Origin of the sequence: Salinarimonas rosea DSM 21201 (assembly GCF_000429045.1) — a bacterium.
Lineage (GTDB): Bacteria > Pseudomonadota > Alphaproteobacteria > Rhizobiales > Beijerinckiaceae > Salinarimonas > Salinarimonas rosea.
On record NZ_AUBC01000004.1, the window covers coordinates 230,965 to 246,359 of the forward strand.

Genomic DNA, 15,395 nt, shown 5'->3' on the forward strand with positions numbered 1-15,395 from the left:
CGCGCCAATGCCCACCTGGCCCACCTGAAAGACGCGCCCGCCGCCCCGGCGGCGGGCGCATCAGGGACGATCGTCACAGCCAGCCCTGCAGCTCGCGGGCGATGACGTGATCGATCACCCGCATGCCCTCCTCCGAGTCGTTGAGGCAGGGCAGGTAGGCGAACTGCTCGCCGCCATTGTGCTCGAAGATCTCGCGGTTCTCGCCGTCGAGCTCCTCCAGCGTCTCCAGGCAGTCCGCCGAGAAGCCCGGGGCGACGATGGCGAGGCGCTTGACACCCCTCTCGGCGAGGCCCTTCACGGTCTCGTCGGTATAGGGCTGGAGCCACTCGTCGGGCCCGAAGCGGGACTGGAAGGTCAGCATCCAGCGCTCCTTCGGCCATCCGAGCGTCTCGCGCAGGAGGCGCGAGGTCTTGGCGCAGTGGCAGTGGTAGGGGTCGCCCTGGAGCAGGTACTTGCGCGGCACGCCGTGGAAGGAGGTGAGGATCATCTCCGGCTCGAAGTCGAGCTTCGCCAGCTCCTTCCTCATCGAATCCGCCAGCGCGTCGATGTAGACCGGGTCGTCGTGGTAGGGCGGCGCGACGCGCACGCTCGGCTGCCAGCGCATCCCCATCAGGGCCTCGAACGCCTTGTCGCAGGCGGTCGCCGAGGTGGCGGCGGAGTATTGCGGGTACATGGGCACCAGCAGGACGCGGTCGCACCCTTGCGCGAGCAGGTTCTCGAGCGCCGGCTTCACCGCGGGCTGGCCGTAGCGCATCGCCCAGTCGACGACGACGCGGTCGCCGGCGATCGCCGCGAGGCGCGCCTGCGCCTGCTCGGCCTGCGAGCGGGTGATGGTCTTGAGCGGACCCTCGTTGCGCTCCTTGTTCCAGATCAGGTCGTAGTCGCGGCCCTTCTTCTTCGGGCGCGTCTGGAGGATGATCAGGTTGAGGATCGGCCACCACAGCCAGCGCGGCGTCTCGATCACCCGCTTGTCGGAGAGGAACTCCTTCAGGTAGGCGCGCATCGGCCAATAGGACGTCGCCTCCGGCGTGCCGAGGTTCATGATCAGCACGCCGAGCCGGCCGGCCTTCACCTGCGGATGGTCCGTGGGCAGCCGCACCGAGCGGAACTGCGCCTCGCGGGCGGCGTCGGCGCCGGCATGCTCGTGGCGCACCGGCTCCGGTCGCTCGCCCGCCGGCCGGCGGGTGGCCTGGAGGTCGAAGGAGGCGGGCTGGACGATCTCGTTCATCGAGTAGCGGTCCTCGGGTCTCGTCGGGTCCGGCGCAGGGGCGTCGCGTCCGCACGAACGCGACGCCCGCGCTGCCCCCTAGATAGAGGGCCTGCGCGCGCATCTCAAACGCATACGCACGATTCGAGAGCGGAGATGACTACGCGACAAGACAAAGCGCATCTCGGGCGCTATTGTCGCGCCCGCGATCCTTTCCAAGGGGCAATCAGACATGTTCAACGCTTCCATGCGCGGGTTCCTCGCCGGCGCCGCGATCCTCGCGACCTACGGCGTCGCGGCGGCCCAGGAGACGAACGTCACGATCAGCTTCGTCTCGGTGAACGACATCGACCGGATGGGCGAGAGCCGCGACGGCCGGGGCGGCGTCGCCCGCCTCGCCGCGGTGCTCGAGGGCGAGCGTGCCGAGAATCCCAACACGTTCCTGATCCACGCCGGCGACACGATCTCGCCCTGCCTGCTGTGCGGCTTCGACAACGGCGCGCACATGATCGCGCTGTTCAACGAGCTCGATCCGGCGGTCTTCGTGCCCGGCAATCACGAGTTCGACTTCGGCCCCGAGGTCTATCTCGAGCGCGCCGGCGAGGCGACCTTCCCGATCCTCGCCGCGAACCTGCGCGGCGCCGACGGCCAGCCGCTGGCGGGCCACGAGGACGGGCGGCTCGTCGAGGTCGAGGGCGTCAAGATCGGCTTCTTCGGCCTCGTCACCGCCACCACGACGCAGGTGTCGAGCCCCGGCGACCTGCAGTTCGCCGACGAGCTCGAGACCGCCGCGGCCCAGGGCGAGGCCCTGCGCGAGGCGGGCGCGGACATCGTCGTCGCGGTCGCGCACTCGGGCATGGACGTCGACTTCGAGATGTACAACACCCGCGTCGCGGACGTGATCCTCACCGGCCACGACCACGACCTGCGCGTCGTCTACAATGGCCGCACGGCCATGGTGGAGAGCTCCTCGCAGGCCGACTACGTCGTCGTCACCCATCTCGACGTCACGGTCGAGGTCGACGGTGCCGAGCGCGACGTCTCCTGGCGCCCGCGCTTCGAGATCGTCGACAGCGCCACCGTCGAGCCGAACGCCGAGATCGCGGCGATCGTCGAGGGCTACGAGGCCGAGCTGTCGGAGGCGCTCGACGTCGCCATCGGCGACACGGCGATCGCGCTCGATTCCCGCCGCGCCAGCGTGCGCTCGATGGAGACCGCCATCGGCAACGTCATCACCGACGCCATGCGGGCGGCGACCGACGCCGACGTCGCGCTGACGAACGGCGGCGGCATCCGCGCCGACCGGACCTACGATCCGGGCACGACGCTGACCCGCCGCGACGTCTTCTCGGAGCTGCCCTTCGGCAACACGACGGTGCTCGTCACGATCTCCGGCGAGGACCTGAAGCTCGCGCTCGAGCACGGCTACGCCCGCCTTCCCGAGCCCGCCGGCTCCTTCGCGCAGATCTCCGGCATGTCGGTCGTGGTCGATCCGTCCGAGGCGCCGGGGTCGCGGGTCCAGGAGGTGACGATCGGCGGCGAGCCGCTCGACCCGAACGCGACCTACCGGCTCGCCACCAACGACTTCCTCCTGCGGGGCGGCGACGGCTACGGCATGCTCGCCAACGGCGAGACGCTGGTCGATGCCGCGGCGGGCCAGCTGATGGCGAGCCAGGTGATCGACTACATCGCGGCCAACGACGGCATCGGCGAGGCGACCGTCGGCGAGCGGATCGTGGTCCAGGAGTGACCGCGTCCGCATGACGGGACCGATGCGACGGGCGCTCGCGGCCTTTCGCGAGCGCCCGCGGCAGGGGGCGAGGGGTGCCGGCTGGGCCGCCCCGCCCCTCTTCCGCGACGGCGCCGCCGAGGGCGTGTGCGATGCGATCGACGCCCGCCTCGCCGGGGGCGCGGCGCTGGTGCCGCCGCCCGACGACGTGTTCGCGGCGCTGACGCTGACGCCGCTCGCGCGCGTGCGCGTCGTCGTGCTGGGCCAGGACCCCTACCCCACCGCGGGGGACGCCCACGGTCTCGCCTTCTCCTACGTCGGAGGCCGGCGGCTCCCTCCCTCGCTCAAGACGATCCTCGCCGAATGCGTCGCCGGCGGCGCATCCGTCACGCCGGGCTGCGGCGATCTCACCGGCTGGGCGCGTCAGGGCGTGCTCCTGCTCAACACCGCGCTGACGGCGGAAGCGGGACAGGCGGGGGCGCACCTGCGCCTAGGCTGGGCGCGCCTCGCCGACGACGCGGTCGCCGCGGTCTCGGCGCAGCGGCCGCGGGTCGCGTTCCTCCTGTGGGGCGACAAGGCCCGCGCCCGCGCCGCCCTCGTGGACCGCACGAAGCACCTCGTCCTCGAGACCGGCCACCCCTCGCCCCTCAACCGCCGCCGCGACTTTCCCGGCTGCGGGCATTTCGCGACGGCGAACGCCTGGCTCGAGGAGCACGGGGTCGGCGGGGTTGACTGGAGCGTGCCGGGCCCCGGCTGAGCCGCGCGCGCGTCCCTCACGCGGGAGGGACGGCCGCCGCCGGCCCGCACGGCACCGGTGCGTCGCGTGCGCCCGGCGCCAGAATGCGCTCCAGAACCGCCATGCGGACCGGAACGCCGTTGCCCGCCTGCTCGAAGTAGGCGGCCGCGGGCGAGGCGTCGACGCTCGGCGGTAGCTCCGGCCCGCGCGGGAGCGGGTGCAGGACGCGGATGCCGGGATTGGCGCTGCGCAGCACCTCCGGGCCGATTCGCATGCCCTCGGGGACCTCGTGCGCCGGGTCCTCGTGGCCGCAGGCGTAGACGATGTCGCTCTCCCGCAGAGCCTCGCGGACGTCGTCGATATACCGCAAGCGCAGCCCGCGCGCCGCCAGGCGGTCGTGCTCTTCGCCGGTCAGGCGGGTCTCGTCCTCGGTCCTGGCGAGGACCGAGACGTCGGAGAACGCGCAAAGGCCCGTCAGCAGCGAGTGCACGCAACGCTGGCTCAGGTCGCCGACGAGGCAGATGGTCGCTCCGTCGGGGCTGCCGCACAGGTCGTCGATGGTGAACAGGTCGATCAGGGTCTGGGTCGGGTGCTCCGAGCCGGGTCCCGCGCCGTCCCCGGCGTTGACGACGGGTATTCCGCTCGCCTCGGCGAAGTACGTGGCGGCACCGACCGCGGGATGGCGCACGACGACCACGTCGGCATAGCCGTCGAGGACGCGCGCCGTGTCGGCGAGGCTCTCGCGCCACTCCGAGCCGGCGCGGGACGCCGACGGATCGGACAGGCTCAGGACCTCGCCTCCGAGCCGCAGCGCGGCGGCCTCGAAGCTCAGGCGCGTGCGCGTGCTGGGCTGTAGGAACACCGTGGCCACGATCTTGCCGGAGATCTCGCGGAGCCGCCCGCCTTGGGCGAGCTTCGCCCGATAGGAGCGCGCGGCGGAGAAGATCGCCTCGAAGTCACTGCGGCCGAGCTGCTCGATCGAGACGAGGCTCCGGACGGCGGGTGTGTTGCGCATGGGTCACCTCTGTTCAGTGCGATCGCCCTCCGCGGGCCTCGGCGGCCCGACCTGCGATCGGGGCGAGGCTCGCGGCGAGCAGGACGAGGAAGGGAAGCGCCGCCAGGGGGCCGAAGAGCAGCGGGCCGGCTGCGTCCATGCCCGTGCCGACCGCGGGCACGCCGACCAGCGCGCCGAGGCCCCAGGTGACGCCGAGCGCGGCGTTCGCCGTCACGAGGGCGCTCGACGCGAAGCGCTCCTTCACGAGCGCCAGGACCATCGAGTAGGTGCCGAAGGCGGTCCCGCCGGCGACGAACCCGAGGACGCCCAGCGCCGCGGGTGCGTGGGCGACCACCGGCAGCGCCGTGCAGCAGGCCACCGTGGCGGCGGCGCAGGCGCGCAGCATGCCCAGGCTGCTCCACCGATCGGCGATCGCACCGATCGGCCATTGCAGCAGCGTCGCCCCGGCGAGGAGCGCTGCGAGCAGCACGAGGGCGACGTCGCGGCCGTGCCCGGTCTCCATGACCGAGACGGGGAACAAGGCGAGCGCCGCGTTGTCGAAGATCGCCACCGCCGCGGAGCCGACGACGAGCGCCGGCGCCGCGAGCGCGAAAGCGACGAGTCCCGAGCCGACCTCGAGCGGCGGCAGGGCGAGCGCGCGCCGCGGGACCCCCATGGCCAGGGGGACCGCGGAGAGCGCGACGACCGCGCCGCCGGCCGCGAGCGCGGCGGGCGTGCTCATCGGGGCGAGCGCGAGGATCAGCGGGCCGAGGGCGTAGCCGCCCGTCACGACGCCGTTGTACATGCTCAGGAAGCTCCCGCTGCTGCGTTCCGGGATCGCGATCATGAGCGCGCTCTCCGCCACCACGAACAAGGCGTTGGCCGACAGCCCGAGCACGAAGCGCAGGACGAGCCACGCCGCGTAGGAGCGCGTGAACGCGAGGCCGAGCATGACGAGCACCGTCGCGGCGACGGCCGCGACGAGCCAGGGGAACACCGCCCCCCGGATCAGGCGCGGAAGCACCAGCGCGGCCACGAAGAGGCCGAGCGGCGTCATTGCGGCGTTGATCGCGACGTCCCGCGCACCGAAGCCGCGCGCGGCGAGGTCGACCGCCAGGGCGGCGTACGCGCCGCCCAGGACGATCGAGTACAACGCGACGCACGCGATCAGCGCCGCGCCGGATCGGCGCGTTCCCATCAGGCCGCCCGCGCGGTGAGCATGAAGCTCAGCGGCGGCTTGATCTCGCTCGCCTCGATGGACGGATAGGCGTGGGAGGGATCCTCTCCCGTCTCCTTGAAGGTCTCGAGCCGGAGGCCCGCGCCGAGCACGGCCGTCATTATGTCCTCGAGCGTGTAGTGAAAGTAGTAGATCTCCTTGGCGTCGTAGGTCGATCCGCCGACGTAGTCGAGGCCGGAGCGATGAGGCAGCGGGCTCTTGTCGAAGTAGGACCGGACGAAGGCGACGGGCCGGTCGCCGCGATCGCGATCGCGATCGAGCTCGAGCATGTCGACGATCGGGTGGCAATCGTAGATATTCAGCCGACCTTCCGGCTTCAGCAGGCGGGTGGCCACACGGACGTAGGCGTCGAGGTCCGGCATGAAGCACAGCGCGCCGGAGGTGACGACCACGAGGTCGAAGCGCCCGTCGTGCCGTGCGGGGATCTCGTAGACGTCGGTGGCCTCGAACGTGCAGGGGGCGTCCGCAGCCTCGGCGAGGCGCCTCGCCTGGTCGACGAACGCGGCCGATATGTCGAAGCCGACGCCGCGCCGCGCCCCGAGCCGCGTCATCGAGATCAGCTCGCGGCCGTTGTTGCAGTTGAGCTGCGCCACCTCGGCGCCCTCGAGCCCCGCCCGGGCGAGCTCGGCCGCGTGGGTCGCCGTGACGAAGCTCGTCTGCGGGTCCTCGAATGCCGTGACCAGCCGTTGCGTGTGCCGCCAGTGGATCGGGGCCGCCTCGTCCCACGCCTCGCGCGCGAGCGCCGTGAACCTGGTTGCTTCCATCGGGTCGCCTCCTCCAGATGTAGTGTCTGGACATCGCAACCGGACCCGAGGATCGTAGTTCCCGCCTATCTCCGATATTTACGGACCAATATCGCAACCTGAAAATACGCGGCTTTCGCTCCGAGAGAGAGACCGTCGATCGGGCGATGCCGCCCGCGAACTCGCCCGCTCGTCCGCTCCGCCGTCGCCCTCCGCCACCGGGAGGGACCCGAGCGCGTCACTCGAAGATCGACACGACGAACCTGAGGCAGACGAGGGCGAGGAAGATGCCGAAGGCGACCTCGAGCTTGCGCTTGGGCCAGGCGTGGGCGAGGTTCACGCCGATCTGGGCCGTGATCAGCGTCGTGGGCACGACGAGCAGGAAGCCCAGCACCGAGACGAAGCCGATCGCGTCCGGCGGCAGGCCCTCCTTGCCCCAGCCGGCGAGCACGTAGCCGATGGCGCCTGGGATCGAGATGATGAGGCCGAGCCCCGCCGAGGTCGCCACCGCCTGGTGGATGCCGCGCCCGTGCAGCGTCATCAGCATGTTCGAGATCTGCCCGCCGCCGATGCCCATCAGCGCCGAGGCGAGCCCGATGAAGGAGCCGTAGGCGCGCAGCAGCCAGCCCTTCGGCAGGTCGGTCGCGAGACGCCAGGTGTCGTTCCCGAAGAGCAGCTTGATGGCGTTGAATCCGGCGACCAGGATGAAGACGAGCTTGAACACCCACGGGTCGGCGAAGCGCGCCACCGCCGAGCCGACGAGCACGCCGACGATCACCGGCACGGCCCAGGACTTCAGCAGCGCCATGTCCACGGCGCCCTTCTTGTAGTGGCCGCGGAAGGAGCGGATCGACGTCGGGATGATGATCGCGAGCGAGGTGCCCACCGCCAGCGGCATGCGCACCTCCTCGTCGACCCCCAGCAGCCGGAAGGCCTCGAACAGGATCGGCACGATGATCGCGCCGCCGCCGACGCCGAACAGCCCGGCCAGAACGCCGGCGAGCGCGCCCGCCGCCAGGAGGCCCGCGGCGAGCATGGCGAGATCGCCTGTGGGAATGCCCATGATCATGGAGTGGATCGCCCGTGGTTCGCTCGAGATGAGCCGGCTTTCGGGTTAGAAGCTCCCCCCGTTGCCGGCAAGCCGGGAGCGCCCGCGCTTCAGTCCACAACGCCTTGGCGATTCTCCACCGCGACGAGGGTGGCGGAGAGCTGCGCGCACAGCTTGCGCGTGTCCGCATCGCCTCCGACCCGCTCCGCGAAGACCTGCGCCTGCGCCACCGTGAGCAGTCGCCCGGCCTTGACCACGCTGCCGACGGCGACGAGCCGCGCGCCCGTGGCGGGCGCCATCAGGTCGATCTTGAACTCCGCCGTGAGCACGCCCCGCCCCTCGGGCATGCGGGTCAGCGCCGCGTAGCCGGCGGCCGAGTCGGCGATCGTGGCCACGGCGCCGGCATGCACGAAGCCGTGCTGCTGCGCGACGCGCGGCGTCACCGCGAGCGCGATCTCCACCCGGCCCGGCTCCACGCGCAGGAGCTCGGCCCCGATCGTGTCCATGATCGCCTGCTTGGCGAAGCTCGCCTCGATGCGCCGCACGATCGCGGCGAGATCGGCGGCCGCGTCGCTCACGCCGCGCACTCCCGGGTCTCGTCGGCGCTCGCCCGGCCGGCGCGCACGTGCTCCAGCGCGGCACGTAGGGTCTCGAGCCCCGCGCCCGGCTTCACCGCCTCCATCGCGAGGTGGCGCCGCCAGGCGCGCGCGCCGGGGCGCCCGGCGAAGAGGCCCAGCATGTGGCGGGTGACGGTCGAGAGCCGCGCTCCCTCCGCGAGCCGGCGGGCGACGTAGGGCTCGAACGCCTCCACCGCCTCGAACGGGTCGGCGACGGGCGGCGCCTCGCCGAACAGCTCCGGATCGACGCGCAGCAGGAGCTCGGGATCGTGGTAGGCGGCGCGCCCGAGCATGACGCCGTCGACCTGCGCGAGCTGCGCCCGGCAGGCCTCCAGCGAGACGAGCCCGCCGTTGAGCGCGATCGGCAGCGCGGGGAGCCGCGCCTTGAGGCGATGCACGCGGCCGTAGTCGAGCGGCGGCACGTCGCGGTTCTCCTTGGGCGAGAGCCCCTGCAGCCAGGCTTTTCGCGCGTGGACGACGAGCGCGTCGGCGCCGGCGGCGACGGCCGCGTCCGCGAGGGCGTCCAGCGCCGCTTCCGGGTCCTGGTCGTCGACGCCGATGCGGCACTTCACCGTCACCGGAATGCGGACGGCGGCCTTCATCGCCGCGACGCACGCCCCCACGAGCGCCGGCTCGCGCATCAGGCAGGCGCCGAAACGCCCGTCCTGCACGCGGTCGGAGGGGCAGCCGACGTTGAGGTTCACCTCGTCGTAGCCGAGATCGGCGCAGATCCGCGCCGCCTCCGCCAGATCCACGGGGTCCGATCCGCCGAGCTGCACGGCGACGGGATGCTCCTCGCGCGAGAAGCCGAGGAGCCGCGCACGGTCGCCGTGGATCACCGCGCCGGTGGTCACCATCTCGGTATAGAGCCGCGCACGTCGGGACATCACGCGATGGAACGCCCGGCAATCGCGGGTCGTCCAGTCCATCATCGGCGCGACGCTGAAGCGGATGGTTTCGGGGGTCATGCCCCGGAGATAAAGCCGTGCGAGCCGCGGGGCAAGCGGCGGCGGATCACGCGGCGCGCCGGACGAGCTCCCGCAGGGACGGCGCGAGGTCGTCGCATTCGCGCCCGAGGAAGCGCAGGAGCGCGCGCTCGGCCGCGGAGAGGCCCGGGCGGGCCCCGATGCGGGCGACGAGCCAGGCGAGTTCCTCGTCCTCGACCCGCGCGGGAACCGGGTCGCCGGCGAGCGCGTCCGCGTCCGGCTCGACGTCGCGCGTGCGCACGCCGAAGGCGCTGGCCGCCATGGTCTTGAAGGTGGCGGCGATGCCCGAGCCCAGCGTGCGGCGCTGGTCGAGCCATTCCTCGCGGCGCATCACCTGGAGCCGCGTCGGCGCGTGGCGGCCGGGGCCGGCGAGGACATGGTTGCCGACCGCGCGGGCGAAGAGGTCGGCGAAGCTCGGGTCGTTCTCGGCGTCCGCGGTGGCGTCGGCGATGTCGAACAGGACGTTCGCCTCCGCGCGCGTCACGTGGCCGAAGCCCTCGCTGGAGGCGACGAAGAGCACGCGGCGCATCGCGTCGACGTCGGCGTGGGTGACGCGCCCCGGCTCGTGGCGGTGGCCGGTGATCGCCTCGCCCTCGCCCGTGAGCACGACCTGCTCGACGAGCCCGAGCGCGAAGGCGGCGAGCCGGTCCGGCACGCTGCGCGACAGCTCCATCACCTTCAGGAGCGCGGCGAACTCGGTCGATAGCACGGCGTGGCCGTCGAGCCGCGCCATCAGCCAGGCGGCCTCGGCTTCGCCCAGGTAGCCGCGGGGCTGGACCTGGTGGACCAGGAGGTCGGCGATCGACTCGCAGAAGAAGTCGCGCCACTCGCGGCAGCCGCGCTCGCCGACCGTCCGCGCCAGGGTGAACAGCATCTCGCCCTCGACGAGCGAGATCGCGTCGTCGTCGCCGTATACGCGCCGGCGCAGGGTGCGCACGCCCTCGGGGGTGAGCGGAAGGTGGTCGAGGGTGGCGACGCCGTCCGCGGAGCCGGGCAGTGAACCGGGCAGGGATCCGGGCATGGGGGCACTCCTGTCATTGCCGACGAGGCTAGCGCGGCGCGCTTACGATTCCCCTAAGCCGTGCCGAATGCGCGCCCTGCGCGCGAGGACGAGGCAGGCGAGACCGGCGAGCGGCAGCGGCACCATCGCCAGGAAGACGAGCCCGCCCGCGTGCTGGTAGACGACGCCGCCGAGCACCGTCGCCGAGGCCATGCCCACCGCCTGCGCCGCCGCGAAGAGCCCCTGCGCCCGCCCCCGCGCGCCGGGCGGCGCCAGCGCGGTGAGGACCGCCATGGCGCCGAGGTGCGTCGCCCCGAAGGAGAGACCGTGCAGGCTCTGGAGCGCGAAGGTCGCGAGCGGCCCGGGCTCGAGCGCGAGCCCCGTGAAGCGCACCACCGCCGCACCGGCGCCGAGCGCGATCAGCGGCAGGCCGCTGCCACGCCCGACGAGGCGGCCGGCGACGACGAAGAGCGCGACCTCGGTGACGACGCCGATCGCCCACAGCCAGCCCACGATCGAGCCGGGAAAGCCGAGCGCGCGCCAGTGGATCGAGCCGAAAGCGTAGACGCCGGCGTGGCTCGCCTGGACGCAGGCCGCGCCGGCGATGGCGAGGAAGAGCGCCGCCGGCAGCTTCGGCCGCCGCCCGCCGACGGGCGGCGGCTCCCGCTCGGCGGCGAGCGGCGGGGTCGACATCGCGACGAGCCCGCCGAGGACGCCCGCCGCGACGAGGGCCCAGACGACCGCGTCGAGCGGGGCGATCTCCAGCACGTAGCCCATCGCGACCGAGCTGGCGAGGAAGGCGAGCGAGCCGAAGACGCGCAGGCGCCCGTAGTCGAGGCGGGGGTTCTCGCGCACGGCGTCGGTCAGCACGAGATCGGTCGCCGGGACGATCGGCGCCTGCGCGAGGGCGGCGAGCGCGACGACGAGGGCAATCGCCCAGGCGCCCGGCGCCGGCAGCAGGAAGACGAAGGCGAGGCCGAGCGCGAGGTGGGCGAGCGTGAGCAGCGTCCTCGGCGAGACGCCGCGATCCGTCGTCGCCACCAGCGGCGTGCTCGCGAGCATGCGCACGCACACCGGCAGCGCCACGACGAGGCCGATCGTCGTCGCGTCGAGCCCACGCCCTTCCAGCCAGACCGGCAGGAACGGCGCCTGCACGCCGACGCCGACGAAGGCGACGGCGCTCAGCGCACCCAGGCGGACGGAGAGGGATCGCGGCATGGGGGAACGGCGTGTCGGGCGTCGAGAGGCGTCGGGGGGAGTCGAAAGCCTCTTAGCACGACCCGCTCGTGCGCATTCGCTCCCATTCGACAGGTGCGGATGAGGGTTCGTTCACCGAGCGGCGGCGGGAGCGGGGTTCTCGGCCCGGCGGTAACCCCGTCCTAACCCCTCGCGCGCCAGGATCGATCATCCATACGCGCGCTTGCCGACGGGACGATCCCGCGGGCATGCTGGTCCAGACGATTCGAGCCCTCGAGGTCACTCCTGCATGAGCTCCTCCCGCACGAGCCCCTCCGGCATGAACCGCTCCGATATCGTCACCGCGCGCGCGGGCTCCTCGAACGCCCTCGCGCCGATCGCCGAGACCGACTACGAGGCGATCGAATCGGCAGTCATGGAGACCCAGCGCGGGCGCTGGTTCCTGGCGGAGTACGCCCGGCGCAACCGCAACGCGGACACCAACGTGCTGCTCGAGGCCATCAACCGGCTCGAGAGCGTCGTCGCCGCCGAACGCGAGACGCAGCGGATGGACCGCCTGCGCTTCGATCTCGTCGAGATGGCCCGCGCGATCACGTCCACCAAGCGCGAGATTGCGGCGATCCGCCCCGGCGAGGGCACGCCCTCCGACCTCGAGGTCGCCTCGGAGGCGCTCGACGGCATCGTGCGCACCACCGAGCGCGCGACCTCCGACATCCTCGATGCCGCCGAGCACGTGCAGGAGGCCGCCTGGACGCTGCGCGAGGACGGCGCGCGCGAGGACCTGTGCGACGAGCTCGATCGGCGCGCCACCGACATCTACACCCACTGCTCCTTCCAGGACCTGACCGCCCAGCGCACGAAGCGCATCATCGAGACGCTGCGCTTCCTCGAGGGGCGCATCAACGCGATGATGGACATCTGGGGCGCGAGCCTCGACGACGAGGAGCCGGCCGCCGCGCAGGATGGGCACGAGCAGGCGCGCCACCAGGACCTGGGCTCGAAGCTCGATGTCTTCCACGGGCTCGGCCAGACCGAGATCGACGACGTGATCGTCGAGGGCGAGGTCGTCACCGCACTCGAGCCCGCCGTCGAGGCGGTTCGGGCCGGCGTGGAGGCCGTCGCCGACGACGTCGCCTGGGACGAGGCCGAGGCGGAGTTCGCCGGGGCCGAGAGCGCCGAGACCTCGATGGAAGCGGCGGACGCGTTCGAGATCGAGGACGCGATCGAGGTGACCGACCCGCTCGCGCTCGATCCCGCGCCGGCGGGGTTCGCCCTCGACGGGGCGGCGGAAGGCGCGACCGACGACCGGGGCGCCGACGAGCCGGGCGACACGCCGGTGCGTCCGGATCTTTCCGCCCGAGCCTTGTCCGGGGAAGCCTTCTCCGCCGACGCTTTCGCCGAGATCGACGGCCTCGGCACGCGCGAGAAGCTCGCCCGCTTCAGCTGAGGGCCTGTCAATCGTCCCGGACCCCACTAGATTGTGCTGACCTGGATATGGGGTCGGACGATGAGTGGCGAGCTACGGGGCCGTATGCGCCCCTGCGCGAAGCGAATGCGCGGCGGAAGGGGCCCGGCGGCCGGCCTCGCCGCGGCACCCGGGATCCCGCGCCGGATCCGCCCCTCCCTTCGCGGTCTCTGAGGGAGCGCCCGATGCTGTTCACGCCGACGCTCCCCCCGGTCACCCGCCGCGGCTTCGTGGCGGGCGGCTTGACGCTCGGCCTCGCGCTTGCGCTCGGCGGGCGGCGCGTGCGCGCCGCCGCGCCCGGCGTCGGGGTCGACGCGCCGGCCGCGCCGAACGCCTTCGTGACCATTGCGCCCGACGACACGGTCACCGTCACCGTCAAGCATCTCGACATGGGCCAGGGCGTGTCGACCGGCCTGCCGACGATCGTCGCCGAGGAGCTCGACGCCGACTGGGCGCAGATGCGCTTCGCCTTCGCGCCCGCGGACGCCCGCACCTACGCGAACCTCGCCTGGGGCCCGGTCCAGGGCACCGGCGGCTCGACGGCGACCGCCAATTCCTGGATGCAGCTGCGCAAGGCCGGGGCGGCCATGCGCGCGATGCTCGTCTCCGCGGCGGCCGCCGACTGGGGCGTGCCGGAGGGCGAGATCGCTGTGGCGCGCGGGCGAATCCGGCACGAGGCCTCCGGGCGAGAGGCCGGCTTCGGCGCCCTCGCGGCGGCCGCGGCGGCGCTGCCGGTCCCCGCCGAGCCGCCGCTGAAGCGCCCCGATGCCTGGACGCTCGTCGGCCGCGAGGACCTGCCGCGGCTCGACAGCGCGGCGAAGACCGACGGCAGCGCCACCTATTCGCTCGACGTGCGCCTGCCCGGCATGCTCACCGCCGTCGTCGCCCATCCGCCGCTCTTCGGGGCACGGGTCGCGGGCTTCGACGCCGAGGCGGCGCGGGCGGTCCCGGGTGTCGTGGACGTCGTGGAGATCCCCACGGGCGTCGCCGTCGTCGCCCGCGACACCTGGTCGGCCCTGCGCGGGCGCGATGCGCTCACGGTGGAATGGGACGAGCGCCGCGCCGAGGCGCGCTCCACCGCAGAGCTGATCGCCGACGCCCGCGCCGTCCTCGACTGCCCCGGCATCCGCGCGGCCGGCGAGGGCGACGCCGCCGGTGCGCTCGCCGGCGCCGCGACCGTGATCGAGGCCGAGCACGTCTTCCCCTACCTGGCGCACGCCGCCATGGAGCCGATGAACGGCACCATCGCGCGCCGGGAGGACGGCACCTACGAGGCCTGGGGCGGCTTCCAGATCCAGACGATCGACCAGGCGAGCATCGCCGCCATCTTCGGCGTGACGCCCGATCGGGTGCGGCTGAACACGCTCTTCGCCGGCGGCTCCTTCGGGCGGCGCGCGGTGCCCGGCGCGGACTGGGTGTCGGAAGCCGCCCACGTCCTGAAGGCGACCGGCGAGCGCGCGCCGATCCACCTCGTCTGGACTCGCGAGGACGACATGGGGGCGGGGCACTACCGCCCGCTCGTCGTCCATCGCCTGCGCGCCGGGCTCGACGCGGACGGCCGCATCGTCGGCTGGGAGCACCGCATCGCCGGCAAGTCCATCCTCAAGGGCACGCCCTTCGAGGCGCTGATCGTGGCCGACGGCGTCGACGCTACCAGCGTCGAGGGCGCGCGCGCCCTGCCCTACGCGGTCGGCGCCCGCCGGCTCACGGTGCACGAGACCCGCGAGCTCGTGCCCGTGCTCTGGTGGCGCGCGGTGGGCCACACCCACACCGCGCACGCGATCGAGACCATGATCGACGAGCTCGCGCACGCCGCCGGGCGCGACCCGGTCGACTACCGGCTCTCGCTGCTCGCCGAGGGCTCGCGGGAGGCCGCCGTGCTGCGCCGCGCCGCCGCCGAGGCCGGCTGGGCCGGGCCCGACGGCGGGGACGGCACGGGGCGCGGCGTGTCGGTCCACACCTCGTTCGGGACGGCCGTGGCGATGGTGGCGGACGTCGCGGTCTCCGGCGCGGAGATCCGCGTCGAGCGCGTCGTCGCCGCGGTGGAATGCGGCGTCGCCATCAACCCGGACGTGATCCGCGCCCAGATCGAGGGCGCGGTGGGCTTCGCGCTCGCCAGCGTCCTGCGCGAGCGGGTGACGCTCCTGGACGGCGCCGTGCAGGAGACGAACTTCCACGCCTACCGGCCCACCCGATTCTCCGAGATGCCGCGGGTCGAGGTGCACATCCTGCCCTCCGAGAACCCGCCCTCGGGCATCGGCGAGCCGGGCGTGCCGACGCTGGCGCCGGCGGTGGCGAACGCCGTCTTCGCCGCCACCGGCCGGCGGCTGCGCTCGCTGCCGCTCGACCTCGCCGGCGAGGGCGCCTGAGATTCGGCATGGAGGCCGGAACCCGGACCCTCCGCCGGCGTTGCCGATCGTCCCGAGTACGACTCTT

13 protein-coding genes are annotated in these 15,395 nt (G+C 73.0%); 4 read left to right on the forward strand and 9 right to left on the reverse strand.

The window, feature by feature from the left end; genetic code table 11:
• Positions 1–73: 73 nt before the first annotated feature.
• Positions 74–1,228, reverse strand: a complete 1,155-nt coding sequence (gene hemH / locus G407_RS0103405) for a ferrochelatase (RefSeq protein WP_029029686.1) — start codon at positions 1,226–1,228, stop codon at positions 74–76.
• A gap of 211 nt (positions 1,229–1,439) precedes the next feature.
• Here hemH and G407_RS0103410 point away from each other — a divergent pair, with 211 nt between their 5' ends.
• Positions 1,440–2,957 (forward strand): bifunctional metallophosphatase/5'-nucleotidase, encoded by a 1,518-nt coding sequence (locus tag G407_RS0103410; protein WP_029029687.1) that lies wholly within the window; start codon positions 1,440–1,442, stop codon positions 2,955–2,957.
• A 10-nt stretch (positions 2,958–2,967) separates the two neighbouring features.
• Positions 2,968–3,693, forward strand: a complete 726-nt coding sequence (ung, locus tag G407_RS0103415; RefSeq protein ID WP_029029688.1) for a uracil-DNA glycosylase — start codon at positions 2,968–2,970, stop codon at positions 3,691–3,693.
• 16 nt (positions 3,694–3,709) lie between these two features.
• Here the strand turns inward: ung and pyrB are convergent, their stop codons facing one another.
• From pyrB to G407_RS0103455, 8 genes are all read right to left on the reverse strand, one after another.
• A complete protein-coding gene (pyrB, locus tag G407_RS25465) occupies positions 3,710–4,687 on the reverse strand; it encodes an aspartate carbamoyltransferase (protein ID WP_052340895.1) in 978 nt (325 codons plus the stop codon).
• A gap of 13 nt (positions 4,688–4,700) precedes the next feature.
• The gene (locus G407_RS25470) at positions 4,701–5,864 is read right to left on the reverse strand and encodes an MFS transporter (RefSeq protein WP_052340896.1); all 1,164 of its coding nucleotides are present in this window, start codon (positions 5,862–5,864) and stop codon (positions 4,701–4,703) included.
• Positions 5,864–6,667 (reverse strand): class I SAM-dependent methyltransferase, encoded by an 804-nt coding sequence (locus G407_RS0103430; protein ID WP_029029689.1) that lies wholly within the window; start codon positions 6,665–6,667, stop codon positions 5,864–5,866. The genes G407_RS25470 and G407_RS0103430 overlap by 1 nt, the downstream gene beginning before the upstream one ends.
• 217 nt (positions 6,668–6,884) lie before the next feature.
• Positions 6,885–7,715, reverse strand: a complete 831-nt coding sequence (locus tag G407_RS0103435) for a sulfite exporter TauE/SafE family protein (RefSeq protein WP_029029690.1) — start codon at positions 7,713–7,715, stop codon at positions 6,885–6,887.
• Between the two features lie 89 nt (positions 7,716–7,804).
• Positions 7,805–8,272 (reverse strand): PaaI family thioesterase, encoded by a 468-nt coding sequence (locus G407_RS0103440; RefSeq protein ID WP_029029691.1) that lies wholly within the window; start codon positions 8,270–8,272, stop codon positions 7,805–7,807.
• Positions 8,269–9,279: a tRNA dihydrouridine(20/20a) synthase DusA gene (gene dusA, locus G407_RS0103445; protein WP_084327254.1), complete on the reverse strand. Its 1,011-nt coding sequence runs from the start codon at positions 9,277–9,279 to the stop codon at positions 8,269–8,271. Before dusA ends, G407_RS0103440 begins: the two co-directional genes overlap by 4 nt.
• Before the next feature lie 46 nt (positions 9,280–9,325).
• Complete coding sequence (locus G407_RS25475) at positions 9,326–10,318, reverse strand: hypothetical protein (RefSeq protein ID WP_052340897.1); 993 nt, start codon at positions 10,316–10,318, stop codon at positions 9,326–9,328.
• 42 nt (positions 10,319–10,360) lie between these two features.
• Complete coding sequence (locus tag G407_RS0103455) at positions 10,361–11,515, reverse strand: MFS transporter (RefSeq protein WP_029029693.1); 1,155 nt, start codon at positions 11,513–11,515, stop codon at positions 10,361–10,363.
• Between the two features lie 298 nt (positions 11,516–11,813).
• Here G407_RS0103455 and G407_RS0103460 point away from each other — a divergent pair, with 298 nt between their 5' ends.
• On the forward strand, positions 11,814–12,941 hold the full coding sequence (locus G407_RS0103460) for a hypothetical protein (protein ID WP_043538805.1): 1,128 nt from the start codon (positions 11,814–11,816) through the stop codon (positions 12,939–12,941).
• 203 nt (positions 12,942–13,144) lie between these two features.
• Positions 13,145–15,328 (forward strand): xanthine dehydrogenase family protein molybdopterin-binding subunit, encoded by a 2,184-nt coding sequence (locus tag G407_RS0103465; protein WP_029029695.1) that lies wholly within the window; start codon positions 13,145–13,147, stop codon positions 15,326–15,328.
• The last annotated feature ends 67 nt before the right edge of the window (positions 15,329–15,395 follow it).